Origin of the sequence: Nocardia sp. NPDC057227 (assembly GCF_042669725.1) — a bacterium.
GTDB lineage: Bacteria > Actinomycetota > Actinomycetes > Mycobacteriales > Mycobacteriaceae > Nocardia > Nocardia asteroides_A.
In genome coordinates this window covers 583,901-609,349 of sequence record NZ_JBHUXA010000001.1, presented here as the reverse complement: position 1 = coordinate 609,349, position 25,449 = coordinate 583,901, and the positions used below count along the sequence as shown (strand labels likewise).

At 68.6% G+C, this 25,449-nt stretch carries 21 protein-coding genes and 1 pseudogene; 10 read left to right on the top strand and 12 right to left on the bottom strand.

The genetic code is table 11. From position 1 onward, the window contains the following. The first annotated feature begins 37 nt into the window (after positions 1 to 37). The 4 genes from ACFUJ1_RS03135 (at position 38) to ACFUJ1_RS03120 (ending at position 8,093) form a co-directional block, all read left to right on the top strand. Positions 38 to 1,891, top strand: coding sequence for a methylmalonyl-CoA mutase family protein (locus tag ACFUJ1_RS03135; protein WP_378641856.1), 1,854 nt, complete (start codon positions 38 to 40; stop codon positions 1,889 to 1,891). After that, positions 1,888 to 4,194: a methylmalonyl-CoA mutase gene (gene scpA / locus ACFUJ1_RS03130; protein ID WP_378641854.1), complete on the top strand. Its 2,307-nt coding sequence runs from the start codon at positions 1,888 to 1,890 to the stop codon at positions 4,192 to 4,194. The genes ACFUJ1_RS03135 and scpA overlap by 4 nt, the downstream gene beginning before the upstream one ends. Continuing rightward, a complete protein-coding gene (meaB, locus tag ACFUJ1_RS03125) occupies positions 4,191 to 5,186 on the top strand; it encodes a methylmalonyl Co-A mutase-associated GTPase MeaB (RefSeq protein WP_378641852.1) in 996 nt (331 codons plus the stop codon). Before scpA ends, meaB begins: the two co-directional genes overlap by 4 nt. 501 nt (positions 5,187 to 5,687) lie before the next feature. Then, entirely contained in the window at positions 5,688 to 8,093 is a 2,406-nt protein-coding gene (locus ACFUJ1_RS03120; protein ID WP_378641850.1) for a DUF6185 family protein, read from the top strand. A gap of 402 nt (positions 8,094 to 8,495) precedes the next feature. Here the strand turns inward: ACFUJ1_RS03120 and ACFUJ1_RS03115 are convergent. Continuing rightward, positions 8,496 to 8,629: pseudogene (locus tag ACFUJ1_RS03115) on the bottom strand (transposase); the annotation flags it as partial. A gap of 65 nt (positions 8,630 to 8,694) precedes the next feature. Continuing rightward, positions 8,695 to 9,429, bottom strand: a complete 735-nt coding sequence (locus ACFUJ1_RS03110; RefSeq protein ID WP_378641919.1) for a transposase — start codon at positions 9,427 to 9,429, stop codon at positions 8,695 to 8,697. Between the two features lie 121 nt (positions 9,430 to 9,550). Between ACFUJ1_RS03110 and ACFUJ1_RS03105 the strand changes: the two genes are divergently transcribed. After that, positions 9,551 to 10,651, top strand: a complete 1,101-nt coding sequence (locus ACFUJ1_RS03105) for an IS630 family transposase (RefSeq protein WP_378641848.1) — start codon at positions 9,551 to 9,553, stop codon at positions 10,649 to 10,651. Between the two features lie 57 nt (positions 10,652 to 10,708). Here ACFUJ1_RS03105 and ACFUJ1_RS03100 read toward each other — a convergent pair whose 3' ends face one another. The 5 genes from ACFUJ1_RS03100 to ACFUJ1_RS03080 form a co-directional block, all read right to left on the bottom strand. Beyond that, entirely contained in the window at positions 10,709 to 11,119 is a 411-nt protein-coding gene (locus ACFUJ1_RS03100) for a winged helix-turn-helix transcriptional regulator (protein ID WP_378641846.1), read from the bottom strand. Positions 11,120 to 11,296: 177 nt separating this feature from the next. Then, positions 11,297 to 12,187: an amidohydrolase family protein gene (locus ACFUJ1_RS03095; protein WP_378641844.1), complete on the bottom strand. Its 891-nt coding sequence runs from the start codon at positions 12,185 to 12,187 to the stop codon at positions 11,297 to 11,299. Next, positions 12,184 to 13,212 carry a nucleoside hydrolase gene (locus tag ACFUJ1_RS03090; RefSeq protein ID WP_378641842.1) on the bottom strand — a complete coding sequence of 343 codons (1,029 nt, stop codon included), beginning with the start codon at positions 13,210 to 13,212 and terminating at the stop codon, positions 12,184 to 12,186. The genes ACFUJ1_RS03095 and ACFUJ1_RS03090 overlap by 4 nt, the downstream gene beginning before the upstream one ends. Before the next feature lie 29 nt (positions 13,213 to 13,241). Further along, entirely contained in the window at positions 13,242 to 14,588 is a 1,347-nt protein-coding gene (locus ACFUJ1_RS03085; RefSeq protein WP_378641917.1) for a CoA transferase, read from the bottom strand. Positions 14,589 to 14,729: 141 nt separating this feature from the next. After that, complete coding sequence (locus tag ACFUJ1_RS03080; RefSeq protein WP_378641840.1) at positions 14,730 to 15,497, bottom strand: SDR family NAD(P)-dependent oxidoreductase; 768 nt, start codon at positions 15,495 to 15,497, stop codon at positions 14,730 to 14,732. A 306-nt stretch (positions 15,498 to 15,803) separates the two neighbouring features. On the opposite strand from ACFUJ1_RS03080, the gene ACFUJ1_RS03075 reads away from it, so the two are divergent. Together ACFUJ1_RS03075 and ACFUJ1_RS03070 are read left to right on the top strand one after the other, a co-directional pair. Continuing rightward, on the top strand, positions 15,804 to 17,588 hold the full coding sequence (locus tag ACFUJ1_RS03075; RefSeq protein WP_378641839.1) for an acetolactate synthase large subunit: 1,785 nt from the start codon (positions 15,804 to 15,806) through the stop codon (positions 17,586 to 17,588). Between the two features lie 10 nt (positions 17,589 to 17,598). Next, entirely contained in the window at positions 17,599 to 18,348 is a 750-nt protein-coding gene (locus ACFUJ1_RS03070) for a thioesterase II family protein (protein WP_378641837.1), read from the top strand. Here the strand turns inward: ACFUJ1_RS03070 and ACFUJ1_RS03065 are convergent. From ACFUJ1_RS03065 to ACFUJ1_RS03050, 4 genes are all read right to left on the bottom strand, one after another. Further along, complete coding sequence (locus ACFUJ1_RS03065) at positions 18,291 to 19,715, bottom strand: MFS transporter (protein WP_378641835.1); 1,425 nt, start codon at positions 19,713 to 19,715, stop codon at positions 18,291 to 18,293. The two genes, ACFUJ1_RS03070 and ACFUJ1_RS03065, sit on opposite strands and share 58 nt — an antisense overlap. A gap of 57 nt (positions 19,716 to 19,772) precedes the next feature. Further along, positions 19,773 to 20,510 (bottom strand): sulfite exporter TauE/SafE family protein, encoded by a 738-nt coding sequence (locus ACFUJ1_RS03060; protein WP_378641833.1) that lies wholly within the window; start codon positions 20,508 to 20,510, stop codon positions 19,773 to 19,775. An 89-nt stretch (positions 20,511 to 20,599) separates the two neighbouring features. Then, the gene (locus ACFUJ1_RS03055; RefSeq protein ID WP_378641831.1) at positions 20,600 to 20,974 is read right to left on the bottom strand and encodes a DUF2784 domain-containing protein; all 375 of its coding nucleotides are present in this window, start codon (positions 20,972 to 20,974) and stop codon (positions 20,600 to 20,602) included. Positions 20,975 to 21,039: 65 nt separating this feature from the next. Then, on the bottom strand, positions 21,040 to 21,924 hold the full coding sequence (locus ACFUJ1_RS03050) for a phosphotransferase (RefSeq protein WP_378641829.1): 885 nt from the start codon (positions 21,922 to 21,924) through the stop codon (positions 21,040 to 21,042). Between the two features lie 142 nt (positions 21,925 to 22,066). Here ACFUJ1_RS03050 and ACFUJ1_RS03045 point away from each other — a divergent pair, with 142 nt between their 5' ends. The 3 genes from ACFUJ1_RS03045 to ACFUJ1_RS03035 all read left to right on the top strand — a co-directional run bounded on the left by ACFUJ1_RS03045 (position 22,067) and on the right by ACFUJ1_RS03035 (position 23,996). Continuing rightward, positions 22,067 to 22,603 carry an NUDIX hydrolase gene (locus ACFUJ1_RS03045; protein WP_378641827.1) on the top strand — a complete coding sequence of 179 codons (537 nt, stop codon included), beginning with the start codon at positions 22,067 to 22,069 and terminating at the stop codon, positions 22,601 to 22,603. A gap of 407 nt (positions 22,604 to 23,010) precedes the next feature. Next, positions 23,011 to 23,808: a Scr1 family TA system antitoxin-like transcriptional regulator gene (locus ACFUJ1_RS03040; protein ID WP_378641825.1), complete on the top strand. Its 798-nt coding sequence runs from the start codon at positions 23,011 to 23,013 to the stop codon at positions 23,806 to 23,808. Beyond that, positions 23,805 to 23,996 carry a DUF397 domain-containing protein gene (locus ACFUJ1_RS03035; RefSeq protein ID WP_378641823.1) on the top strand — a complete coding sequence of 64 codons (192 nt, stop codon included), beginning with the start codon at positions 23,805 to 23,807 and terminating at the stop codon, positions 23,994 to 23,996. Before ACFUJ1_RS03040 ends, ACFUJ1_RS03035 begins: the two co-directional genes overlap by 4 nt. Positions 23,997 to 24,003: 7 nt before the next feature. On the opposite strand, the gene ACFUJ1_RS03030 is transcribed toward ACFUJ1_RS03035, so the two are convergent. Further along, positions 24,004 to 25,434, bottom strand: coding sequence for an SDR family NAD(P)-dependent oxidoreductase (locus tag ACFUJ1_RS03030; RefSeq protein WP_378641821.1), 1,431 nt, complete (start codon positions 25,432 to 25,434; stop codon positions 24,004 to 24,006). Positions 25,435 to 25,449 lie beyond the last annotated feature (15 nt).

Sequence of the window (25,449 nt, the reverse complement as noted above, 5' to 3'; positions counted from 1 at the left end):
CGGTGCCGTTCCGGCGAGGGGAGAGAGAAGAGCAGCGATGCCGATTGCTTCAGATCCGGCCACCGAGCCGGTGCCGGAGTACGCCGCGTGGCGCAAGGGTGTGGCGGGGGTGCTGGCGAAGGCGCGCAAGGTCGACGCCGCCGAGCTGCCGGACGAGCCGGAGACGCTGCTGACCGAGACCACCTACGACGGTCTCGCGGTCGCCCCGCTCTACACCCGGCGCGACGAGCGTCCGGAACCGCCACTGCCGGGGACGTTCCCGTTCGTCCGCGGCGTCGACGCCCACCGCGACGTACACCGCGGCTGGTTCGTCTCGGGCCGCGTCCGGGACGCCGACCCCGCCGCCGCGAACCGCCGCATCCTGGCCGGGCTGGAGAACGGCCTCTCCGCGCTCTGGCTGAGCGTCGGTGCACACGGCGTGCCGGTGGCCGAACTCGGCGCCGCGCTGAACGGGCTGCTCTTCGACCTCGCCCCGATCACCCTGGACGCGGGCACCGAGGTCGGTGCCGCGGCCGAGGCGCTGTTCGCGGCGCTGGACGGCTACCAGGCCGCGGACCGCACCGCCATCCGGGTCGCGCTCGCCGCCGCCCCGCTCACCGACGAGTTCGCCGGGATCACCGGGGTCACCCTGGACGACGCCGTCGCGCTCGCCCGCACCGCCGCCGCCCGCCCCGAGACCGTCCGCGCGATCACCGTGGACGGCACCGCCTTCCACGACGCGGGCGCCTCCGAGGCGCAGGAGCTCGGCGCCGCGGTCGCCGCCGGGCTGGAGTACCTGCGCGCGCTCACCGCCGCGGGCACCGATATCGCGGACGCGCTCGGCCAGCTGGAGTTCCGGCTCGCCGCCACCGACGACCAGTTCGCCACCATCGCCAAGTTCCGCGCCGGGCGCACGCTCTGGGCCAGGGTCGCGCACGTCAGCGGCGCCCCCGGCTTCGGCGGCGCGCCGCAGCACGCGGTCACCTCCGCGGCCATGATGGCCAGGCGCGACCCCTGGGTGAACCTGCTGCGCACCACACTCGCCGCCTTCGGCGCGGGCGTCGGCGGCGCGGACACCGTCACCGTGCTGCCCTTCGACTCCGCGCTGCCCGCGGGCGAGCTCGGCGTCTCGCAGAACTTCGCGGATCGGATGGCGCGCAACACCCAGCTGCTGCTGCTGGAGGAGTCGCACCTGGGCCACGTGCACGACCCCGGCGCAGGCTCCTGGTACATCGAGGACCACACCGCGCAGCTGGCCGAGGCCGCCTGGGCGTTCATGCGCGAGATCGAGGCCGCGGGCGGGTACCGGGCGGCGCTGGCCGCCGGGCTGCTCGCCGAGCGGATCGGCGCCACCAGGGCGGCCCGCGAGGCCGATATCGCGCACCGGCGCTTCGCCGTGACCGGCGTGAACGAGTTCCCGAACCTGGCCGAGGCCGCGCTCTCCGAGCAGGCCCGCGAGCCCGGCCGGGTGGCCCGCTACGGCGCCGCCTTCGAGGCGCTGCGCGACCGCTCCGACGTGTACCTGGCCGCCAACGGCGCCCGGCCGCAGGCGCTGCTGGTGCCGCTGGGCCGGGTCGCCGAGCACAACGTCCGGGTGACCTTCATCGCGAACCTGCTGGCCTCCGGCGGGATCGAGTCGGTGAACCCGGGGCCGCTCGAGCTCGACGGCATCGCCGCCGCCGCGAAGGAGTCCGGTGCGAGCATCGCGGTGCTCTGCGGCTCGGACGCGCGCTACGCCGAGCAGGCGGGCGAGGCGGTGCGGGCACTGAAATCGGCGGGCGTGCGGACGGTGCTGCTGGCCGGTTCGGCGAAAGCCGTTGCCGGGGTCGAGGATCAGCCCGACGGCTACCTGGCCGCGAAGATCGATGCGGTGGCGGCGCTGTCCGGCCTGCTGGAGAAGGTGGGAGCATGACGACCGGTGAGATCGAGCACGTGATCGGCAGCTTCGCCGACGTGCCGCTGCACGAGCACGCCCCGGAACCTGCCGCCGTCGGCCCGGACGCGGTCTCGGAGTTCGTCGCGGAGGCGGCGGCCGCCACCGGCTACGCCCCCGAGCAGCTGACCTGGGTCACCCCCGAGGGCATCGACGTGCCGCCGGTCTTCACCAAGGCCGACCGGGACGCCGTCGCCGCCGAGGGCTACCCGCTGGACAGCGTGCCCGGCGTGCAGCCGTTCCTGCGCGGCCCGTACCCGACCATGTACGTGAACCAGCCGTGGACCATCCGGCAGTACGCAGGCTTCTCCACCGCCGCCGACTCCAACGCCTTCTACCGGCGCAACCTGCAGTCCGGGCAGAAGGGGCTCTCGGTCGCCTTCGACCTGGCCACGCACCGCGGCTACGACTCCGACCACCCGCGGGTGCAGGGCGACGTCGGCATGGCGGGCGTGGCGATCGACTCGATCCTGGACATGCGCCAGCTCTTCGACCACATCCCGCTGGACCAGGTCTCGGTCTCGATGACCATGAACGGCGCGGTGCTGCCGATCCTCGCGCTCTACGTGGTCGCCGCCGAGGAGCAGGGCGTCGCGCCGGAGCAGCTGGCCGGAACCATTCAGAACGACATTCTGAAGGAGTTCATGGTCCGCAACACCTACATCTACCCGCCCAAGCCCTCGATGCGGATCATCTCCGACATCTTCGCCTTCACCAGCGCGAAGATGCCGAAGTTCAACTCGATCTCCATCTCCGGCTACCACATCCAGGAGGCCGGGGCCACCGCCGACCTGGAGCTGGCCTACACCCTCGCCGACGGCGTGGAGTACATCCGGGCCGGGATCGCGGCGGGCATGGAGGTCGACAAGTTCGCGCCCCGGCTCTCCTTCTTCTGGGCCATCGGCATGAACTTCTTCATGGAGGTCGCCAAGCTGCGCGCCGGGCGGCTGCTCTGGAGCGAGCTGGTCGCGAAGTTCGAGCCGAAGAGCGCGAAATCGCTGTCGCTGCGCACCCATTCGCAGACCTCGGGCTGGTCGCTCACCGCGCAGGACGCCTACAACAATGTCGCGCGCACCTGCATCGAGGCCATGGCCGCCACCCAGGGCCACACCCAGTCGCTGCACACCAACGCGCTCGACGAGGCGCTGGCGCTGCCCACCGACTTCTCCGCCCGGATCGCCCGCAACACCCAGCTGCTGATCCAGCAGGAGTCGAACACCACCCGCCCGATCGACCCGTGGGCCGGCTCGTACTACGTCGAGTGGCTCACCCACCAGCTCGCGAACCGCGCCCGCGCGCACATCGCCGAGGTGGAGGCGCACGGCGGCATGGCGCAGGCGATCGGCGAGGGCATCCCGAAGCTGCGCATCGAGGAGGCCGCGGCCCGCACCCAGGCCCGCATCGACACCGGCCAGCAGCCGGTGATCGGCGTGAACAAGTACCAGGTCGAAGAGGACCAGCAGGTCGAGGTCCTCAAGGTGGAGAACTCCAGGGTGCGCGCCGAGCAGCTGGAGAAGCTGCGCGCGCTGCGCGCCGATCGGGATTCCGCCGCCGTCGAGCGCGCACTGGCCGAGCTCACCCGCGCCGCCGCCGCGTCCGAGGGCGGCATGGAGAACAACCTGCTCGCGCTGGCGATCGACGCCGCGCGCGCCAACGCCACCGTCGGCGAGATCTCCGACGCGCTGGAGAAGGTCTACGGCAGGCACCAGGCCGAGATCAGGACGCTCTCCGGGGTGTACCGCGACGAAGCCGGAAAGGTCACCAACATCAGCAGCGCGATCGAGCTGGTCGAGGAGTTCGCCGAGGCCGAGGGCCGCCGCCCGCGCATCCTCGTCGCCAAGATGGGTCAGGACGGGCACGACCGCGGCCAGAAGGTGATCGCCACCGCCTTCGCCGACCTCGGCTTCGACGTCGACGTGGGCCCGCTCTTCCAGACCCCAGAGGAGGTGGCGCGCCAGGCGGCCGACAACGACGTGCACGTCGTCGGGGTCTCCTCGCTGGCGGCGGGCCACCTCACGCTGGTGCCCGCGCTGCGGCAGGCACTGGCCGATGTCGGGCGCCCCGACATCATGGTCATCGTCGGCGGCGTCATCCCGCCCGGTGACTTCGACGAGCTCTACGAAGCGGGCGCCGCGGCGATCTTCCCGCCCGGCACCGTCATCGCCGACGCCGCGATCGACCTGCTGCGCAAGCTCGCCGCCGCACTCGGCCACGAACTCGGCGGTGCGGTCGCCGAGCCCGCCGCGCCGCAGGACGAGCCGGGGAGCGCGACCGCCGGATGAGCGCGCGCGTCATCGACGTGGACGCGATGGCCGACGCGGTCCGCTCGGGTGAGCGGGCCGCGCTGGCGCGCGCCATCACCCTGGTCGAATCCACCCGCTCCGATCACCGGGACAGAGCGCAGGAACTCCTGCTCCGGCTGACCCCCGAGGGCGAGGTCGCGGCCTCCAACCGGGTGGGCATCACCGGCGTGCCCGGCGTCGGCAAGTCGACCTTCATCGACGCGCTCGGCATGGACCTGATCCGCAAGGGGCACAAGGTCGCCGTCCTCGCCGTCGACCCGTCCTCCACCCGCACCGGCGGCTCGATCCTCGGCGACAAGACCCGCATGGCCCGGCTCTCCCTGGAAGCCGACGCCTTCATCCGCCCCTCGCCGACCGCGGGCACCCTCGGCGGCGTCGCCAAGGCCACCCGCGAGACCATCGTCCTGCTCGAGGCCGCCGGCTACGACGTGATCCTGGTCGAGACCGTCGGCGTCGGCCAGTCCGAGGTGACCGTCGCCAACATGGTCGACGTCTTCTGCTTCCTCACCCTCGCCCGCACCGGCGACCAGCTGCAGGGCATCAAGAAGGGCGTGCTCGAGCTCGCCGATCTGGTCGCGGTCAACAAGGCCGACGGCAAGCACGAGCTCGAGGCCAAGGGCGCCGCCCGCGAACTCGCCGGGGCACTGCGGCTCATCCACCCGCACGACGCGCTCTGGAAACCACCCGTGCTCACCATGAGCGGGCTCGAGGGGCTCGGGCTCGATCAGTTCTGGGACACCGTCCTCGAACACCGGCGGGTGCTCACCGACGCGGGCGAGTTCGCCGAGAAGCGGCGGCGTCAGCAGGTCGATTGGACCTGGACCATGGTGCACGATCAACTGCTCCGGCGGCTCGCCGAGAACCCGTCGGTCAAGACGGTGCGCGGCGATGTCGAGAGGCAGGTGCGCGAGGGCACATTGACCGCCGCCCTCGCCGCCGAGCAGCTGGTTCGGGCCTTCGACGGGGCCTGAGTTCTGGATTCGGGTATAAGCGTCCGGACGAACAACTCGAAGTTCGGTAGATCGGCACTGTCCAATGCGGCGTTCGCCATCGTACCGCCGAAAAATCGGTACGCGTTTACTTGTGCAGATCCTATCGGAGTGCATTTTTCGACGGAATAATACCCTCCAGAGATTTGTCATACTATGATAGCTCGCGCCCGTTAGCCGTCGGCGCCACGACTGCGAGTGTGTCGATGTCTCTGACGACGATGATAGGTTCTCTTTTCCTACCTGTACGTTTCAACTATGATCATGGTTTAGCGGTTCCCGTGGAGTGGGTTAGAGCAGTAGTTTGAGTGTCAATCGTTCGTAGGACACAGCAGATCAGAAAACGTCTAGCTGGTAGAGTTCGCCCCGAGCTGGAATTCGTCCACGCTCTTCGGCGCTGCTGCCAATCTACGAACTCAGAGAGAGCTGAATGCGAGTCAAGGTGCGGTTCCACGCCAATCCCGCTGCCTCGGAGTGTCGCATATGAAAGCGCTAGTGGATGTGGCCAAGACACTAGTTGGGTGCGCTCTCCTTGTATCTCTGGTCGCGATGCCAGCAGGATCCTTCTACTTCTTCCTGAAACGGCTGCCCCCCAAGGAGCACTCTGTTTCGGCTCTTGTCGCTGCTTGTCCCAGCGGACCTATCGCAGATGCCCAGGTCAGTTTGATGGTGCGCGTTTCAAACGATAACTTGAATTCGCCAAGATTGATGACTAATCTTTCAATTGACTTACCGATGAATTCATACTCCCGTCAACTCTTCGAGTCGGATCATCAGTCCGGTTACAAATCGACTGTTCGATGCATATTGGGTCGAGAGAATGGCTGGTTTTACAGCGAAGAACGAAGAAGACCATTTTCCGTAAGTATACGCAGTGATAGGATTACCTTCGAGAGTGTTGTAGAGGTAGATATCCCGCCTAGTGCAAACGAGTTACATTGCGGTCCCTTGAAGCTCGTAAGGAGGCAGCCTGGACTATGGACCATTCACGTGGAAAGACCCAATGCACTGGCTCTCGCTAAATGGCATTCAGTGAAGTTTGAGGCACCCGCGCGTTGGCTTGGGAATCCCTATGTCTGGCCACCGCAGGAGTCTGATGAGACTCATATAACGTGGGCTCCCTTGACTTTGATACCGCCCAGCGGGATCTTGGTCGATCTTGCCCTTGGTCATGAAGAGTATTTGAAAGAAAATTCGTACTCAGGGCGAAACAATTCCGCGTACGATTTTTTGTTCGCCATGTCATTATTCAGCGCCGCAATCGTTGCTTATGTATTTATTGTCAACTCGACAAGATCGCAGATAGTGACGGGAATGAGTTTAATTCGCAGACAATCTCGCGTTCTCGGTGGTGTTGCCGTAATAGTGATTGCGGGAGTGAACGCGCACCTTGTGACGCAGTTCATCCCTGCCGTCCAGAATCTGAGTGCTGCCCATACGGTTCTCAAGGACGCACTAATTGCTGCAGTGTGCTCTACTATCCTCTGCATAGGACTTAGGAAGAGTCGAGTTGTCAGTCTTCTTGTCGGGACTTTGGTCGCTATTGTGATCACCTATGCCTTACGTGGCTACGCAGAAAATTCTGATGGCACGATACTTGCAATTGGCATAAGTCCGATCAGTTGGATAGCCTGGAAGATGGCAGTAGTAACGGCATTGCTTCTTGTCGCTAGCTTTGGGAGCCTTGCGATTATCCGCTCCACTCTGTTTCTCGGAATTGTGAATTTAAACCCTCTTCCGGTATGGGTCGCGGCTGGTATTGCAACGCTGTTGTTGTTGAGTGACCGCGTATTGGTCAACTTTCTAGACGCGAAGCGCATCTACGCTCTTCATCCTGTGCCGATTCATGCTGACAGTTTATGTTGCGCTTTCGATTGGTTCCCGGGTCAGATTTCTGTTCAGTTGGAATTTGTAGCGACTACAGTCTTGGCTGTGCTGGTTTGGCATATATGTCAAGCCAGCTATCATCTCGGCGTTGCGGATAGGAAATTACTTGTTCGAGCATCAGCTTTGATTCTTGTTCTTGTTGTGCTCAGTCGGCATTTTTGGGTCATAGGTTGGGCAATACCGGTCACCCCGGCCCTCGGATTACTTGCGTATTGGAGCCTATCTAAGTGCGGGTCTCCATTAGATTGCATAGGTCCAAATGGGGTCAGCATGAGGGATAGGATGTCGGGTTCTGAGTGGTCCAGGATCCGAGATCGGTACCACTCCGGGGCCGCTGTGCTCGCCTTGGGGCCCTCTATCCCTCCCCTACCTGACCGGATGGTTGATGTTGACATTCTCCTGGCGGTGGGCCCGAACCAGAGTCCGATTGCTAATGCGAAGATTGCTGCGAAGATTGCCGTCATGATCGGAACCCCTCTGGGGCTCGCTTTTCAAGTCTTTCGATCATGGAAAGTCTGGAATATCAGTTCCTATCAGTCCGAGTTTATTGGTCAAATTATTTTCCGGATACTGCCGGAGATGGCCACGTGGCTTGGCGCTGGGGTGGTTCTCGGGCTGCTTTGGCAATATTTACCCGGCAGGCGAGGGATGGCGAAGAGCGCAGTGCTCGTCGGCCTGTACAGCCTCCCTCTGGGAGTCAATTTAGTGGGTGATGTTATTTCTTATCCGGCAGACTTTGCCTTTGACTTAGTGGCAATCGTCTTGTTTTCTATCGTTATGATGCTAACGGGTATTGCGATTGATTATAGAACATTGAGGCCGAACGATACGCGATCGGTGAAGTTCCTTCTTCAAGCCTATGGAGTCAGGGATCTGGCGGGGCAGGGAACATTCTTGTTGGCCCAAGTAGCTGCAATCCTGGCGATCATTAGTTTCTTGCGAGGCCAAGGAGATGCTCCCTCCTACCCCTCCATAGATCCGTTTCAGTCTTCTCGGCCATAATTGCTCCCAAACGGCGCTATTCGGGGTCGTAGCCCATGCCTGAGCTTGGTGACTGGATCGGCTAAGTATCGGTGTTCTCGGTTGTTGTGCAGCATATTCGGCCGTGTTAGCACCCTGAATCATGGATGCCAAGTCGCAGGCAGTGGCAGCGAGTATTCTACCAATAGCCGCTGGTCAGCATCCGCACCACTCCGAGTCGCGGTCTCCTATGACCGCAATAGAGCTGAGGGGAAGCGACACCCCCGGGCCGTTCTCGTCTTGGCACGGCGACGCGTCAACGTCTCGTGGGCTATTTGTGGGATAGTTGCTGCTATTCACTGCCCTCGGCCTGCGCTCAAGCCGCCACAGCCTGGCTCGAACCGGGCGGAACGCAGCGTGAGGCTTGACAATTCCATCGAGGATCGTGTTGTTCGGCAGGACCGCGCCGACGAGGCGGATGATGCAGTTGCGGTCGGGGACCGCTCAATCCCGACGACGTCGGTGCGGCGCCGGATTTCTTTGTTCAAGCGTTCCTGGGGGTTGTTGGACCAGATCTGAGGTGGCGCTAAACGCTGTCCCGTAAGTCCCGCGAGGCTGTGAAGGCCAGCGTTGACCCGAACTCTCAGGCGGCGTGAGCGAGGTTCGCCAGCCGGGCGACTCCGGCTATCGCGACCGCCACTCCGTTGTCGCGCAGGCGGCAGTCGCGCAGGATATTCCAGGTCTTCATTCGCGCGAAGGCGTGCTCCACCCGTGCCCGGACCCGCCGGTGCGAGGCGTTGTGCTCCTGCTTCCACGCGGGCAGTTCGCGTCCCCGCCTCTTGCGGTGCGGGATGATCGCCGACGCTCCCTGATATCCGCCGTCGGCGATCACCGTCGCATTGCGGCAGGCGTGGGCCGCACCGGACTCGGCGTAGGCGCGGCAGTCGTTGCGGTTGCCCGGCAACGGCCGCCCGAGCGCGACAACGAGCTCGGTGTCGGCGTCGATGACGACCTGGTGATTGGCCGAGTACCGGTAGTTCTTCGACTGTGCGGCGATGCTGTGGTCGCGGGTCGGGACCAGGGTGCCGTCCACGATCAGCACCGTTCCTTGTGGGAACCGGGTCCGCGGTCGGAGGGTCAGGGCGGGTCCGAGGTCGTCGATCACCCGGGCCGCTGCCGACTTGGAGGTCCCGAACACCGCTGCGAGCTGGCGCATCGTCAGGTTCGTCCGCCAGTAGCAGGCAACCAGCAGCACCCGGTCCTCGAAACACAGCGTCCAGGGCCGCCCCCGCAACGGGCGGTCGGCGCCCTCGCGCCGCAATGCGGTGATCAGCCGGGCGAACTTGCGCGGTTGCAGTCCGCTGAACAGCTCCACCATCACCGGGTCAGACGCCGAGATCACCGCCACGACAGCAGACTACCGCTGCGGCACAACGGCTTACGGGACAGCCTTTAGTGTTCCGCGCCTGAAATACGTTGGCTATGGGTAGGGTTCGGCTGTGGCGAGAACGGGGAGGCCGCGGTCGGGGCCGGAGTCGACGGTGTCGGATGCCCAGCGGCGCGAGCTGCTGCGGGGTGCGCGGGCGGCGACATCGACGCAGGCGTATGCGTTGCGGTGCCGGATCGTGCTGGCGTGCGCGGAGCCCGGGGCGGCGAACGCGCACGTGGCTGCGGCGGTCGGGGTGACGGCGATGACCGTGGCGAAGTGGCGGCGCCGGTTCATCGAACACGGGTTCGCGGGCTTGGCCGATGAACCGCGTCCGGGCCGGCCACCATCGATCCTGCTGGACCGGGTCAAGCAGGTGATCACGCTGACCCTTGAGCAGACCCCGCGCAACGCCACCCACTGGTCGCGGGCTTCGATGGCCGAGCGGACCGGGTTGTCGAGATCGACCATCGGGCGGATCTGGCGGCGCTTCGAGCTCAAACCGCACCTGGTCGACGGGTTCAAGCTCTCGACCGATCCGCTGTTCGTGGAGAAGGTAGTCGATGTCGTCGGCCTCTACCACAACCCGCCCGAGCGGGCCGTGGTGCTGTGTGTCGACGAGAAGTCCCAGATGCAGGCACTGGACCGATCCCAGCCGGTGCTACCGATGATGCCGGGCATGCCCGAGCGCCGCACCCACGACTACGCCCGCCACGGCACCACCAGCCTGTTCGCCGCGTTCAACATCGCCGACGGCACCGTGATCGGCGAACTGCACCGCCGCCACTGCGCTACCGAGTTCAGGAAGTTCCTGGTCTCGATCGACAAAGCCGTCCCGTCCGAACTCGACATCCACTTGGTCTGTGACAACCTGGCCACCCACAAAACCCCGATCGTGAACGAATGGCTCGCCCGCCATCCCCGCTGCCACGTCCACTTCACCCCGACTGGATCCTCATGGCTCAACCAGGTCGAACGCTGGTTCGGCTACCTCACCGACCAGCTCACCCGCCGCGGCGTCCACACCAGCGTCACCGCTTTGGAGAACGACGTCCGCGCCTGGATCGAGCAGTGGAACGCCAACCCTCGCCCCTTCGTCTGGCGCAAGACCGCCGAGGAGATCCTGGACTCCCTCGCCCGATATCTACAACGTATTTCAGGCGCGGAACACTAGTCGAGCCGTGGCTGCCGAGGTTCGAGGCCTGTAGGCAGGGTGGTGGCATGGCAGTCTCTAGGCGCTGTTCTGCGCGTCGAATTCGGCGCGGCACTGCTCGATGTAGGCGTGGTTCGTGCGCGCCCAGTCGGCGATGCCCTGGATGTGCACGGCGAGACTGTCGCCGAGCGGGGCGAGCGCGTACTCGACCTGCGGCGGTGTCGTGGGGAATACCGTGCGGCTGATCATGCCGTCGCGCAGCAGGTTTCGGGTGCTCACGGTGAGCATGCGCTGCGAGATGCCGGGGATCGCGCGCTGCAGCTCGTTGAAGCGGCGCGGCCCGGAGTGCAGCTCGACCAGGACGAGCAGGCTCCACTTGTCGCCGAGCCGCTCCAGTACCTCCTTGATGCCGCAGTGATCATCACCACAGGGTCCCTGCGCCTCGGCGCCACCGGCCTCGTCGGTTACCTCGGTGTGCGTTGCCGTCACGAAAGTGCCTCCTGTCGGACGCCGGATCTCCCGGCCATGATCGTTCTGCGGCCGTGGGAAGGGCTCGGCGGGGGCGGGGGAGCCTGGCCCGCCACGGTCGCGGCAAGCCGGGACGGTGGAGCCGCAAGGGGGCGGTTCCGCCGGACCGGCAGCGCCGACGAGGTGGTCGCCGACCTTTCAGTCTTGCACAGCTCGGTCGATATCGAAGAGCTGGGCGGCGTTGTCGTGCAATACGTTCCGCACCCACTCGTCCCCGAGTTCCAGCCGCTCCAGCACCTCGACGGCGTGTGCGTACGAGTAGGGAATGTTCGGGAAGTCGCTGCCGAAGAGGATTCGGTCGCCGAGATCGCGGACCCGCCCGTACTCGGAGCGCGGGAACGGCGCGTTCGCCTCGCTGAAATCGGTCCAGACCATGGTGGTGTCCAGCCGGACATCCTCGTACTGCGCGGTGAGATCGAGAAACTCGGAGTACTCCGGGGTGCCCATGTGCGCGATGATCAGCGGCAAGCGGGGGAAGCGGCGAAGGACGTCGGCGATTCGGCCGGGGCCGGTGAACTCGCCGGGGGCGGGGCCGGAGCCGCAGTGGATCACCACGGGGACGCGGGCGTCGGAGAGAATGCCCCAGACCGGGTCGAGCAGGGGATCGTCGGGGGCGAAGGCGCCGACCTGGACGTGGATCTTGAAGACCCGCGCCCCGGCTTCGACAGCCTCGGCCACATACGTTTTCGCTTCCGGCTCGGGGTAGCAGGTCGCGGTGTGCAGGCAATCGGGTTCGGTGGTGGCGAACTCGGCGGTCCAGGCATTGAGCCAGGCCGCCATTTCCGGTTTGTGCGGATACACCAGCGAGGTGAAGGCGCGGACGCCGAACGAGCGCAGGGTGGCGAGCCGCTCCTCCTCGCCCGCCCGATAGGTGATCGGCCACTCCTGCCCGGTCAGCGGCCCGACCTGGTCGAAGTAGGCCCACACCTTGCGCATGACGTTGTGCGGCATGAAGTGCGTGTGCACGTCGACGATCCCGGGGATCCCGAGACGCGCGCGCATCGCGGCGAGCCGATCGGCCTCGGTCATGATTCCTCCCGGTACACGGTCGCGGCGAAGTCGCCGACCCGCTCGACGAGCCGGGTGAAGAACCCGTCCGGGTCGGTGCCGACGACGATGTCGGCGTTCGGTTCCCGGCCCCACATGCCCGCCCAGTCGGCGACGGTCGTGCCGCGGGTCAACGCCCCGTTCAGCTCGACGGCGACGGTCGCGGAGCGGGTGACGGCGAGCGCGGGATCCAGGGTGACGGCGGCGGCGAACGGGTCGTGCATGTGCGCCAGGTAGCCGAGGTCGTAGGAGCGGTGGAAGTCGAAGTAGAACCGGACGGCGTCGGTCAGGTGCCGGACGATGGGGTTCGAGGTCGCGCTGCGGAAGGCGATCGGATCGTCCGGGCCGACGGTCTCGACCGGTGTGCTGCCCGCCCGCTCGGCGAGCCGGGTCAGGTGGTGCGGCAGCATCTCGATGCTCTCGGTGATGTCGAGCCCGCAGATCAACGGCCGTTGCGGGGCGCCGGAGAAGGCGTCGAAGACCTCGGCGGCCGCCTCCGGGTCGACGTGGATGTTCCACTCGGCGGTCGGCGTGGTGTTCCCGGGGTGGTTGAAGGCGCCACCCATGATCACCAGGCGGCGCAGCAACCGGGGGAGCGCGGGCTCGGCGCGCAGTGCCAGCGCCAGATTGGTGAGCGGGCCGGTGCAGAGGCCGGTGATCTCGCCGGGGTTCGCGCGGACGGTGTCCACCCAGAGCTCGGCGGCGCTGCGCGGGGAGAGTCGGCGTGTGGTCGGCGGGAGCTCGGCGTAGCCGACGCCGTGCGGGCCGTGCGTGTCCTCGGTGGTGCGCAGCGGGATCGCCAGCGGGTCGGCGGCGCCGAGCGCGACCTCGATCTCCGGCGCCCGGCACACGTCGAGCCAGGCCAGGTTGTTCGCGGCGACGCGGTCGGCCGCCACATTGCCCGCCGTCGACGCGATCCCGACGATCTCGGCCTCCGGCGAGGCGAGCAGGTAGAGCAGCGCCAGTGAGTCGTCTATACCGGTGTCGACGTCGAGCAGAATCCGCACGCGGCGAGCCTAGCCCGGCCATCGTGGGCTCAGCGCAGCGCGACCGCCCACTCCAGCGGCGATGACCCGTACTTCGGCGCAGGCCACGGGTACTCGGGGTACTCGGCGAAGGCGGGGCGCGCGGTAGTGGCGCCGCCGCCGGTGATGGTGAGTTCGGCGGCGGCCGGGGTGGCGGCCGGGTGCCGCGGGGTGCGGTCCGGTGCGGCGAGCAGCCAGGAGGCGGTGCGGGCCAGCGCGGCGCGCACGTCCCGGCCGGAGCCGTCGACGGTGCGCAGCGCGAGCGCGTCCAGCACGCCCGCCGCCAGCAGGTAGCCGGTGGCGTGGTCGAGCGCCTGAGCGGGCAGCGTGCCGGGCGCGACCTCCGCACCCTCCAGCACCGAGATTCCGGCCGCCGCCTGCACGATGGAGTCGAAGCCGCGGCGCTGCCCCCACGGGCCGCTCTCGCCCCACGCGCTCACCCTGGCGTGGATCAGCCCCGGCCGCACCGACGGGTCGATCCCGGCGAACTCCAGCGCGCCCGGCCGGTATCCGGTGACCAGCACGTCGGCCTCGGCGAGCAGCTCGTGGAAGCGGTCGAGGTCGGTGATCAGATCGAGCAGCGCCGAGCGCTTGCCCTGGCAGGTGTCGGCGAACTGCAGCGGGATCTCCGGCAGCTTCGGCGGGTCGAGCCGGAGCACGTCGGCGCCGAGCAGCGCCAGCGCCCTGGTCGCGACCGGGCCCGCGATCACCCGGGTCAGATCCAGCACCCGCAGCCCGTGCAGCGGGCGCGCCGGGTCGGTGCCGAGCCCGACCCGGTCGCCGCCGATGTCGGTGCGCCGCTCCATGGCGACCAGCGGCCCGGTGGCGGCGGCGCGCCCCTGCTCGCTCTGCGCCCACTCCTCCTCGGTGCGCACCCGGACCACGATGGCGCCGTGCTCGGCGGCCCGGTCCTCCAGGTCGCTCGCCCGGTTCATGGCCAGGTGGGTGATGGCGAGGTCGGTGCTCGCGTCGGCGGGCAGTCCGAGCGCGGAGAGCAGCGCGGCCCGGTGGTGCGGGTAGTTCGCGTGCGTGCGGATCCAGCCGTCGAAGGTCGGGAAGAAGCCGGAGAGGTCGCCGAAGGCGCTCACCGGCTCGCCCGCCAGCCGCAGCACGTGGTCGGAGGCGAAGGCGGTGCTCACCCGCGCCGGGTCCAGCTTGATCGGGGTGGCGGGCAGCCCGCGCACCGCGCGCAGGCGGTTGGCGGCGGCGGTCACGGCGGTCAGCGAGCCTGCCGCCAGCGTCCAGACCGGTAGCGTCGCGGCGAGGTGGTTACCCGCCTGGACGGCGGCGGTGGCGCCGGAGGGTGCGATCCCGATCCCGGTCTCGTAGGCATGGACCAGCGGGTCGTGCGTGTTCACCGGCACGGAACCCCCCTCTGCGACGTGCTCGTGACTCACGAGGGCACATCGTTCCACAGTGATCGGTGCCGTGTCGCGGTGGAGTGGGCCGTGTCTCGACCGCGAACCCCGGTGGGCGGGAAAGGTTCATCCCGGCCCGGCTCAGCCCTCCGCGAGCGCCGCGATGTGCTTGAGGATGTCGGGGTAGCGCTGAGTGTGCGCGCCGCCGTCGAGCGCGATGTTCGAGCCGGTCATCCAGCCCGCCGCGGGCGAGGCGACGAAGGCGACGGCGGCCGCGATGTCCTCCGGGCTGCCCGCGCGGCCGAGCGGGGTGTTGGCCACGAAATCCTCGACCAGACCGGGGACGAGCGCCGCCCCCTCGGTGAGCGGGGTCGGCACGAAACCGGGGGAGATGGCGTTCACCCGGATGCCGCGCGGCCCGAGTTCCAGCGCCGCCACCTCGGTGAGCATGGCGACGCCCGCCTTGGCCGCGCAGTAGGCGCCCATGGCGACGCCCGGCTGGGTGGCGTTCAGCGAGGCGATGAGCACGATCGAGCCGCCCGGTCGCAGCGCGGGCGCCGCGTGCTTGACCACGAGGAAGGAGCCGGTCAGGCAGACGTCGACGGTGGCGCGCCAGTCCTCGGCGGCTAGCTCGGTGAGCGCGCCGGGCCGGGAGATGCCCGCGCAGTCCACCACGGTGTCGATGCCGCCGTGCCGCTCGGAAACCGTCGTGATCAGCGCGCTGACACTCGCCTCGTCGGTGACCTCGACCGGCAGCGCCTCGACGCCGAGCTCGGCCGCGTACTCCTTCGCGCCCCCCTCGTTGCGATCGGCGATCACCACGGTCTCGCCGTCGGCGTGCAGCCTGCGCACGGTGGCCAGCCCGATCCCGGACGCACCGCCGATCACGATGCTCACCCGCTGGGTCATCTCGTTCCCCGTTCTGTGTGGACAGTGTTCCGCACAGGTGTACAGCACGGGCTCGGCCGGCGCGCCGGAAACCGGCTCGCGCGCGCCGGGCACGAGCGGTTAGCATCGGCTCGACGGCGCGTCCCCACCCCGGACGCCGCCGCTCCGCTTCGCCTCCCGCGGCGCGCCCACGGCAGAGAGACCTGCCGCGACCAGACGGTGCGTTCGTTCCCGGGAGCGCTGTCCCGTACCTGTCCACCGCCGCGCGCGGTGTCCGGTGCCGTGCGCGCTCGCCCCCGGTACCGGAGCATTCCGAACGGAGTACCGATGAGCGCACCCGCCGATCAGGCGCGCCGCCACCAGATTCCCCTGCTCACCGGCGCGGAGGTGGTGGTCCGCGCGCTGGAGGAGCTGGGGGTCGAGATCGTCTTCGGCATGCCCGGCGGCGCGATCCTGCCGGTCTACGACCCGCTGCTGAGCTCGGCGCAGCTCCGGCACGTGCTGGTCAGGCACGAGCAGGGCGCCGGCCACGCGGCCACCGGGTACGCGCAGGCGACCGGGCGGCCCGGCGTCTGCCTGGCGACCTCGGGGCCGGGCGCGACCAACCTGGTCACCGCGCTGGCAGACGCCCACGCCGACTCGGTGCCGGTGGTCGCGATCACCGGCCAGGTGCCGCTGCCCGCGCTCGGCCGGGACTCGTTCCAGGAGACCGACATCCTCGGCATCACCGCCCCGATCACCAAGCACGGCGTGCTCGTCACCAGGCCCGGCGATATCGCCGCGGCCCTGGCCGAGGCGTTCCACCTGGCCACCACCGGACGTCCCGGCGCGGTCCTTGTCGACATCCCCAAGGACGTGCTGCGCGCCAGCGCCCGCTACGCCGGGCTGCCACGGGTCCGGCCGCCCGGCCACCGCCCGCCCGCCGCACCGGACGCGGCACGGGTGCGCGCCGCCGCCGAACTGGTCTCCGCGTCCGAGGCCCCGGTGCTCTACGTCGGCGGCGGGGTGATCAAGGCCGATGCCGCCGCCGAGCTGCGCGCCTTCGCCGAGCACACCGGGATCCCGGTGGTGACCACGCTGATGGCGCGCGGCGCCTTCCCGGATTCGCACCCGCTGCACCTCGGCATGCCAGGCATGCACGGCACCGTCGCCGCGGTGGCGGCGCTGCAACGCGCCGACCTGGTGCTCGCGGTCGGCGCCCGCTTCGACGACCGGGTGACCGGCGACCCGGACTCCTTCGCCCCGGACGCCGCGGTGATCCACATCGACATCGACCCGGCGGAGATCGGCAAGATCCGCGCCGCCGAGGTGCCGATCGTGGCCGACGCCGGGGTGGCGCTCCGCGCGCTGCTCGCCGCGCTGCCCGGCGCCGCTCCGGCGCGGGCCGCGTGGTGGCGGGCGCTGCACGGCTGGCGGCAGGATTTTCCGCTCGGCTTCGCCCGCCCGCCCGGCGGCGCGCTCGCGCCCCAGCAGGTGATCCGCACGCTCGGCGAGATGGCCGGGCCGGCGGCGGTCTACTGCGCGGGGGTCGGGCAGCACCAGATGTGGGCCGCGCAGTTCCTCCGCTTCGAGCACCCGCGCAGCTGGCTCAACTCCGGCGGCATGGGCACCATGGGGTACGCCATCCCGGCCGCGCTCGGCGCCAAGCTCGGCCGCCCCGAGGCCGAGGTCTGGGCGATCGACGGCGACGGCTGCTTCCAGATGACCTTCCGTGAGCTGGCCACCGCCGCCGTCGAGCGGGTGCCGATCAAGGTCGCGATCATCGACAACGGACACCTCGGCATGATCAGGCAGTGGCAGACGCTCTTCTACGACGAGCGCTACTCACAGAGCGACCTCACCACGCACACCCGCCGGATCCCCGATTTCGCCGCGCTCGCCGAGGCGCTCGGCTGCGTCGGGCTGCGCTGCGCGCGCGAGGCGGAGCTGGTGGACACCATCCGGGAGGCGCGGGCGATCCGGGACCGGCCGGTCGTGGTGGACTTCGTGGTCGCGCCGGACGCCCAGGTCTGGCCGATGATCGAGGCGGGCGGCGGCAACGACCGGATCATGGCGGCCCGGAACCTGCGCCCGCTCTTCGACGACGGCGAGGATGTCGGGGCGGTCGTGTAGCTTCGGCCCGGTGACCCTCGAGGCGACCGCGTGGCTGCGGATTCTGCGGGCCGAGCCCGCGGCGGCCCGCTCCCTGGTGTGCTTCCCGCCCGGTGGCGGCTCCGCCTCCGCCTACCGGGCGCTGGCGGCCGCGCTGGCGCCCGGCACCACGGTGGCCGCGGTGCAGTACCCGGGCAGGCAGGACCGCTTCGGCGAGCCGCAGGCCGAGAGCATCGCCACCATGGCCGACGCCGTCACCGAGGATCTGATCCGGTTGCCGATCGAGCCGGGGGTGGCGCTGTTCGGGCACAGCATGGGCGCGACGGTCGCCTTCGAGACGGCGCGCAGGCTGAGCGCGGCCGGGCGCGGGCCGACGGTGCTCATCGTCTCCGGCAGGCCCGACCCCCGCTACGTGGAGCCCGGCGCGCTGCACGAGGCCCCCGATTCGGGGCTGATCGCCGACCTGGAGCGGCTGGCGGACGACCCGGCCTCGGTGGCGGTGCTGCGCGAGGATCCCGGCCTGGCCGAGCTGGTGCTACCTGCGGTGCGCGCCGACTACCGAGCCGTCGAGACCTACCGATACGAGCCCGGCGAGCCACTGCGCTGCCCGGTGTTCGCCCTGGTCTCCGATGCCGACCCGACCACCACCCCGGAGCAGGCCGACGGCTGGCGCGAGCACACCTCGGGCCCGTTCGAGCGGATCGTCTTCCGCGGCGGGCACTTCTACCTGGACGCCGCGGTGGCCGAGGTGGCGGCCGCGATCTCCTCCCGGCTGCGCTGATCGCCCCGGAGGGCGGGTGCGAAGGACGCCGCCGTCGCCACGAGCGAGGCCAGCGCGCACAGCAGCACCGCGCGCCCGAGTGACCCCGCCGTCGCCGCTCCGGCCAGCAGCACCCCGGTGCCGAGCGCGATGCAGAAGGTGGCCGAGAGCCGCTGCGTGAGCTGCAGGAACGAGGCCGCCACCCCGTGCAGCGAGGACGGCGCGAAGGCCAGCGTGACCGCCCGCAGCGGCGGCTCCACCACCCCGCCGGAGACCCCGGCCAGCACCTGGATCGCCGAGAGCAGCGCGAACAGCGCCCAGCCGTCGGCGACCAGCGTCGCGCCCGCGCTCAGCGCCAGGCACGCCGTCTGCAGCATCAGCCCGTACGTCACCAGCGCCGGACCCCAGCGCGCGAACAGCCGCTGCCCCCACCCGGCCGCCACCAGCCGCGCCACCGCCGACGGAATCATCGCCGCCGCGATCACCAGCGCGGCGATATCGCAGGCCTGCAGGAAGTAGACGGTCTTCACCGTGGTGAAGGCCAGGCTGGAGCCGAACCACAGCAGCGCGACCAGGTTCCCGACGACGTAGCCGGGGGAGCGCACCAGCGCGGGCGCGAAGAGCGGCAGTCTGCCGCGCCCGGCGTAGTACCGCTCCCACCGGATGAGCCCGGCGGTCAGCAGTGCGCAGAGCGCGAGCACCCCGGCCAGCCCCGGCCCGCGCAGCCCCGGCTCGATCACCGGGAGCGTGATGAGCACGACGAGCGCGCCGAGCACGGCGATACCGGGCAGGTCCAGGGCGTTCGCCCGGCCGCTGCGCTCGATCCGCGGCAGCCCGCGCAATCCGAGCAGGATGGTGCCCGCGACGAACGGCACCGGAAGCAGCAGCACCACCCGCCACGCGATCCCCGCGGGCAGCGACCAGAGCGCGGCGCCTGCCATGAGCGGCCCGGCAATGGCGGCCAGCGCACCCGCGCCGGTGTAGCGGGCCAGCGCGCGCAGCCGCTCCGGCCCGGTGAAGACATCCTGGATGACGCCGAGCACCTGCGCGCTGATGATCCCCGCGCCGAGCCCCTGCACCAGCCTGCCGCCGATCAGTGGCAGCGCACCCGGCGCGGCCGCGGAGAGCACCGCGCCCACCAGGAAGAGCAGCAGCCCGGCGACGAACGGGGTGCGCCTGCCGAAGGCGTCACCGATCCGCCCGGCCGGAGCCAAGCCCAGCCCGAAGGTCAGCGAGTACGAGGCGAGGAACCACTGCACGTGCGAATCGGCCAGGTGCAGCTCGGCCTGGACCGCGGGCGCGGTGAAGGCGACGACCGCCGAGTCGAGCAGGGTCGCGAAACCGGCTCCCAGGCAACACCAGAGCGCGGCCTGCGCGGAGCGGGTCATCCCACGATTCTCGGCGGGGACCGCGTGCGCCCACCAGGATTGCGCTCGCGCTGATCGTCACCGCGGGATGAGCCAGATCGCCAGCCCGAACCCGCACAGCGCGATCACCCAGCGCAGCGGCCGCGCCGGCAGCGCCTTCACCACCGCGGGCCCACACCAGCCGCCCGCGAACGCCCCCACCGCCATCGCCGGCGCCGCCACCCAGTGCACCGGCCCGAAGACGGCGAAGCCGAGCGCCGCCACCAGATTCGCGATCCCGAGCAGGTAGCTCTTCATGATGCTCGCCCGCCAGATGTCGGAGGCGGTGGCGACCAGCACCAGCGCCAGGATCATCACCCCGGCTCCCGCGCCGAAGTAGCCGCCGTAGATCGCGATCAGCACGATGCCGATCGGGTAGGCGCGCGGGAACGTCCGGTCACCGGCCAGCTCGCGCAGTTTGGGTTGCAGCAAAAGGCTCAGCGAAGCCGCCACGATCAGGAACGGGACGGTGATCTCGAAGGTGGCGGCCGGGGTGAAGAGCAGGAGCCCGGCGCCGATCGCTCCGCCCGCCGCCGAGCACAGCGCGTACCGGATCAGCGTGCGCTTGTCCTCCTGCAGTGCCGAGCCGGAGTTGGCGGTCGAGCCGAGTCCCACCGCCACCATGGCGACGGTATTGGTGACATTCGCGGCAACCGGCGGGAGCCCGGCGGCGAGCAGCGCGGGGTAGGAGACCAGCGAGGCGATGCCGGTGACGTAGCCGATCAGCCCCGCGAAGAACCCGGCGACCACCACCAGCCCGATGGTGAGCAGACTCAACGGGCTCGCCCCCGGCGCAGGATCATTCCCGGAGCCTATCGACGGTTCGCCGGACTCCCGGACCGCCCGGTCCGCTGTTGTGGACTAGGTCACGCGGCTGCGACCGGCTGCATCCGCCGACGCAGCACCACGGCCCCGGCCCACGAGCCGAGCACCAGCGCGGCCACGCCGACCTGCACCAGCGTGAGCGCGCTCTCCGGGTACAGCACCCCGGTGATGTAGTGCGCGATGAACCCACTGTCCGGCAGCGGCGCCTCCCCGCCGCGCTCCCTTGCCCAACTCTCCAGGGCGGTCAGCGGGCAGTCGTAGCCGATCAGAATCCCGCCGAACCCCCACACGACCGCCGCGAGGTGCAGCCAGATCGTCCGCGGCCAGCGCCAGGCGAGGAATCCGCCGGCCACGACGTACGCCACGAAGGCGTAGTGCACGACCATCGTGCCGTCGGCGAGCAGGCGAAACAGCATGAACCGAGCCTACGCGCCGGTTTTCCTCGTGCCATGAGCATTTCTACTGTGTTCGATCGGCTCCGCTAGGGCATGGCTTCCCAGCCGCTCCACGGGCGTGGACCGCGACGGCCGCGCAGAGAGTCCACGCGCAGCCGGGCCTGTAGGGCTCGCGTACTGTCCCGGCCCGCCGCCTGCACCGCCATACAGGTCATGCGCATCTCCCGAATATCCCGGAGCAGCGGGAACCCGGGCCAGGTCTCGACATCGTGGCCGTACGCCTGAGCGAACCCGACATACTGCTCCCGGGCGATCCAACCGAATGAGCTGCGTTTGATGGCGGTAGAGGTCAGATCCCATTCCGGCGGGCCGATAGAGGTGCGTTCCAGGTCGAGGAACAGCGTGGTGCCCTCGCTGGTCGTGACGGCATTGCCTTCCCATGCGTCGCCGTGTACCGGCCCCCATCGCATGCCGTCTATCCGATCGACCCACCGTTCTCGTAGCGCCGCGAGGTGGCCGCGAAGCCACCGGCGGTCCTCGGGACTCGTCGTGGACGCGGCGTCGATTCGTTGGTCGAGCCGGACGAAGGGGTCGATGTCGGTCAAGAACTCCGCCGGCTCGAGTTCGTGGAGTTTGCGCAGTGCGTGAGCGATCTCGGGAGCGGTGGCGTCGCGGTGTTCGGGTAGCTCTTTCCAGAAGGTGACCGGGTGATCGCTCTGTATGACGAAAGTGGTTGTGAGATCAGCGGGTTCGACCGCCGGTACACCTGAGTCACGCAGCCAGCCGGCGATCGAGAGCTCGCGTTCGGCAGCGGCTTCCTGACCGGGTTTCGCGATGCGGACAACGATCGCCGAGGACGGCAACCGATAGATCGCGTTCTCCGCGACCTTGATCGGCTCGAGGTCGGCGGCATCCAACCCCACGGCCGCAGATGCGGCTCGGGCGATCGCTTCGAGATATTCGTGATTCATCGGGAAGCCTGCGCGAGGTCCACTTGCTCAGCAGCGCGCATCGACCGCACCGATGACGACCGCTGTACAGCTGCGTGCGCGAACACATTCACGCCTCAACCATGCACGAAGTCGGGGGTAGCGGAGCCGTTACGGTCGCAGGGTGAGCCGAACCCAGTGGACCATCCGCAGCGAAACCGTGGTGGACGAGAACCGACACATCCGGCTGTCCACCGTCGACGTCGAGCTGCCCGACGGCGTCAGTTTCACTCAGTACGTGGCACGGATGCCCCGCTGCGCGATGACGCTGGTGCTCAACGAGCGCCGCGAAGCGCTGCTGTTGTACCGGCACCGGTTCATCATCGACCGCTGGGTCTGGGAGCTGCCCGGCGGCTACGTCGACCACGCCGAGGACGTCGCGACCGCCGCCGCTCGCGAGGTGGAGGAGGAGACCGGCTGGCGTCCGCGCAGCATGGAACACTTGGTCACCTACCAGCCGGCGATCGGCACACTGGACCAGCCGCAGGAGGTCTACCTGGCCCGGGGCGCTGAACTCACCGAGACTGCACCTGATGTCAACGAGGCCGAGGACATCCGGTGGATCCCACTCGACGAGGCGGTCCGGATGATCGACCGTGGCGAGATCATCGGCGCGGCAACGGTTGTCGCTGTGTACCGTGCTCTCGTTCTCCTCGCATAGCCACCTCGGGCACGCCTCTCGCGCACGTAGGCCGGGCTGATCATCTGTCTTTCCACCAGGGCGACACCGCCCAAGCGGTGAAGACCAGCAGGCCCAGAACGAGAGCGGTCAGGGCGCACGTGGTCACTCGTACTCGTCAGTCGAGCCGGGGTCGATCAACGGCAACACCGTCACCTCCGGAAGCGCGTGGTCCCGATTCCCATCGGGCGAGCGCCTGCGCAGTGCGCATCAGCAGATCGAGCGACGGACGGTCTACCCTTCCGGACGGGTACACATGCGAAGCTGGAATGCGTTGCGATAGAGCGCCCATGACTCGTTCCCCTCGATGAGTTTCCCCTGTTGAGGTCCATGCTGCGCGTATGAGACGAACTGGGCCACGGCGTGAAAGTTGTATCTACGATGCAACTATGCGAAGGGAGCGCCTGATCGAGGCGCGCAAGGCCACCGGCAAGACTCAGGAGCAGATCGCGGCGGAGGTCGAGGTCGATCGGACCACGCTCGGACGGTGGGAACGAGGGGACGGTACTCCGTATCCAGCGCAGCGCGCGAAATACGCTGATGCGCTGGGAATCGCGATGGATGAGCTGTCCGCGATGCTGAGCAGTATGCCGACCATGTCGGGTGAGATGCCGGAGTGGTTGTCGACGTATCTCGGTATGGAGCAATCCGCCACCGATATCCGTAGTCACGAGCCCAGAGCGATCTACGGACTGTTGCAGGAACCCGCCTATGTCGAGGCGTTGGTGGGCAAGGTGGGTATCTCGGGAGTGACCGATACCTATGTGCAGCAGGCAGTGGACCAGAGGGTGCATCGGCAGAAGCGGGTTCGATCCGGTGAGCTCGCGCTCGACGTGATCATGCCCGAATCAGCGCTCAGGCTCAGAGTCGGAACACCGGACGTCATGATCGAGCAGCTGCGTACGGTGGCGGAACTGTCCGAGCTTCCCAACGTGACCGTTCGCATCACGACTTTCGACGCCGGCCAGTACGAAGCTCGGCGGCTCGGGGCATACAGCATCATGCGTCATCCCTGGGGAAGGCCGAGGGTGCACATCGAGTCCTACGGCGGCGGGCGTTGGATAACCGATCACGACGAAGTGGGATACTTCGCCAGCGCCTTCGACCACGGAGTGCGAGTGGCACTCAGCCCTACGGAGTCGCGCAAGTTCGTCCTGGGACTGGCTGAGGAATGGAAGCAACGATGAGCGATCTGGTCTGGCGGGTATCCAGCTTTACCGACAACGAGACGTGCGTCGAGGTCGCCGGTACCGACAGCACCGTCTACGTGCGCAACAGCAACGCCCGGGACGCCGGAATGATCGCGTTCACCCGGGCCGAGTGGAGCGCATTCCTGAAGGGCGCTGCGGCCGGCGAGTTCGATTCGTTCGCTTGAGCCCGCCCTACCAGGGAGACGGCTCGTAATCCTTCAGGAAGCAACCGAAGAGATCGTCCCCCGACTCCCCACGCACGATCGGATCGTAAACCCGGGCCGCCCCATCGACGAGATCGAGCGGCGCGTGAAACCCCTCCTCGGCGAGCCGAATCTTGGTGTGGTGCGGCCGTTCATCGGTGATCCACCCGGTATCGACCGCGGTCATCAAAATCCGGTCCGTCTCGAACATCTCCTTGGCACTGGTACGCGTCAGCATATTCAGCGCAGCCTTCGCCATATTCGTATGCGGATGCCCGGGTCCCTTGTACCCGCGCCCGAACTGCCCCTCCATAGCCGACACGTTCACCACGTACTTCCGCCGCGCGGCAGCTGCCGCCATGGCCGGCCGCAACCGGGAGACCAGGATGAACGGCGCGACCGAGTTGCACAGCTGGACCTCGAGCAACTCGGTGGTCTCCACCTCGGCCACGGTCTGCACCCAGCTGTTGGTGTGCGTGATGTCCGGAACCAGCCCACCCGCATCGATCGCCACCCCGCGCGCGATCCGCTCGGGCGTGGCCGACCCCGCCACCAGCGCCAGCTCGGCGACATCGGCGGCGGTCAGCTCGGGCGCGAGCGCGGCGGTGAGCGCGGTCGGGTGCTTCTGCACTCCGGAGCTGAGCGTCATCACGTCGGGGCGCGGCCCGGAGGGCAGCGGCGCCGACTCGGCGTCGACGAGCGCGCTGTAGGCCCCCGCGGTGCGCCGGACGGTCTGCGCGGCATTGTTGATCAGGATGTCCAGAGGCCCCTGCGCCGCCACGTCGTCGGCGAGAGCGATCACCTGCCCGGGGTCGCGAAGATCGATGCCGACGATCCGCAGCCGATGCAGCCAGTTCGCACTGTCCTCCATGGCGCTGAACCGGCGCACGGCATCGTTCGGGAAGCGGGTGGTGATAGTCGTGTGCGCACCGTCGCGCAGCAGCCGCAGCGCGATGTACATGCCGATCTTGGCGCGGCCGCCGGTGAGCAGCGCCCGCTTGCCGGTGAGGTCGGCCCCGGCGTCGCGCTTGGCGTGACTGCGGGCCGCGCACTCGGGGCAGAGCTGGTGGTAGAACGCATCCACCCGCGTGTAGCGCTGCTTGCAGATGTAGCACGGCCGCGCCCGCAGCAGGGTGCCCGCGCTGGCCCCGGCCGCGGTGGAACTCAGCCGAATCCCCGCGGTCTCGTCGTCGATGCGATTCGGCGACCCGGTCGCGGTAGCGGCGACAACGGCCTTGTCCGCGGAGGCGACGGCATCCCGGACGGCATCCCGCTTGGCCTGCTTGAGCTTCTTGAACATGTGCCCGACGGCGCGCTGCACGGTGAGCGAGTCGGGGTGCTCCTTGTCCAGCCGCCCGGCCTGCTCCAGGACGCGGAGACAGGTCGCGAGGTCGGCGGGATCGATCGTGGTTTCGGCCATCGCGGCGGGCGGCAT

What these genes read in the sequence shown, in the direction of transcription:
- ACFUJ1_RS03135 (WP_378641856.1), top strand. Translation starts at nt 38, where the DNA reads ATGCCGATTGCTTCAGATCCGGCCACCGAGCCGGTGCCGGAGTACGCC.
- scpA (WP_378641854.1), top strand. Translation starts at nt 1,888, where the DNA reads ATGACGACCGGTGAGATCGAGCACGTGATCGGCAGCTTCGCCGACGTG.
- meaB (WP_378641852.1), top strand. Translation starts at nt 4,191, where the DNA reads ATGAGCGCGCGCGTCATCGACGTGGACGCGATGGCCGACGCGGTCCGC.
- ACFUJ1_RS03120 (WP_378641850.1), top strand. Translation starts at nt 5,688, where the DNA reads ATGAAAGCGCTAGTGGATGTGGCCAAGACACTAGTTGGGTGCGCTCTC.
- ACFUJ1_RS03110 (WP_378641919.1), bottom strand. Translation starts at nt 9,429, where the DNA reads ATGGTGGAGCTGTTCAGCGGACTGCAACCGCGCAAGTTCGCCCGGCTG.
- ACFUJ1_RS03095 (WP_378641844.1), bottom strand. Translation starts at nt 12,187, where the DNA reads ATGACCGAGGCCGATCGGCTCGCCGCGATGCGCGCGCGTCTCGGGATC.
- ACFUJ1_RS03080 (WP_378641840.1), bottom strand. Translation starts at nt 15,497, where the DNA reads ATGACCCAGCGGGTGAGCATCGTGATCGGCGGTGCGTCCGGGATCGGG.
- ACFUJ1_RS03075 (WP_378641839.1), top strand. Translation starts at nt 15,804, where the DNA reads ATGAGCGCACCCGCCGATCAGGCGCGCCGCCACCAGATTCCCCTGCTC.
- ACFUJ1_RS03065 (WP_378641835.1), bottom strand. Translation starts at nt 19,715, where the DNA reads ATGACCCGCTCCGCGCAGGCCGCGCTCTGGTGTTGCCTGGGAGCCGGT.
- ACFUJ1_RS03055 (WP_378641831.1), bottom strand. Translation starts at nt 20,974, where the DNA reads ATGCTGTTTCGCCTGCTCGCCGACGGCACGATGGTCGTGCACTACGCC.
- ACFUJ1_RS03050 (WP_378641829.1), bottom strand. Translation starts at nt 21,924, where the DNA reads ATGAATCACGAATATCTCGAAGCGATCGCCCGAGCCGCATCTGCGGCC.
- ACFUJ1_RS03040 (WP_378641825.1), top strand. Translation starts at nt 23,011, where the DNA reads ATGCGAAGGGAGCGCCTGATCGAGGCGCGCAAGGCCACCGGCAAGACT.
- ACFUJ1_RS03035 (WP_378641823.1), top strand. Translation starts at nt 23,805, where the DNA reads ATGAGCGATCTGGTCTGGCGGGTATCCAGCTTTACCGACAACGAGACG.
- ACFUJ1_RS03030 (WP_378641821.1), bottom strand. Translation starts at nt 25,434, where the DNA reads ATGGCCGAAACCACGATCGATCCCGCCGACCTCGCGACCTGTCTCCGC.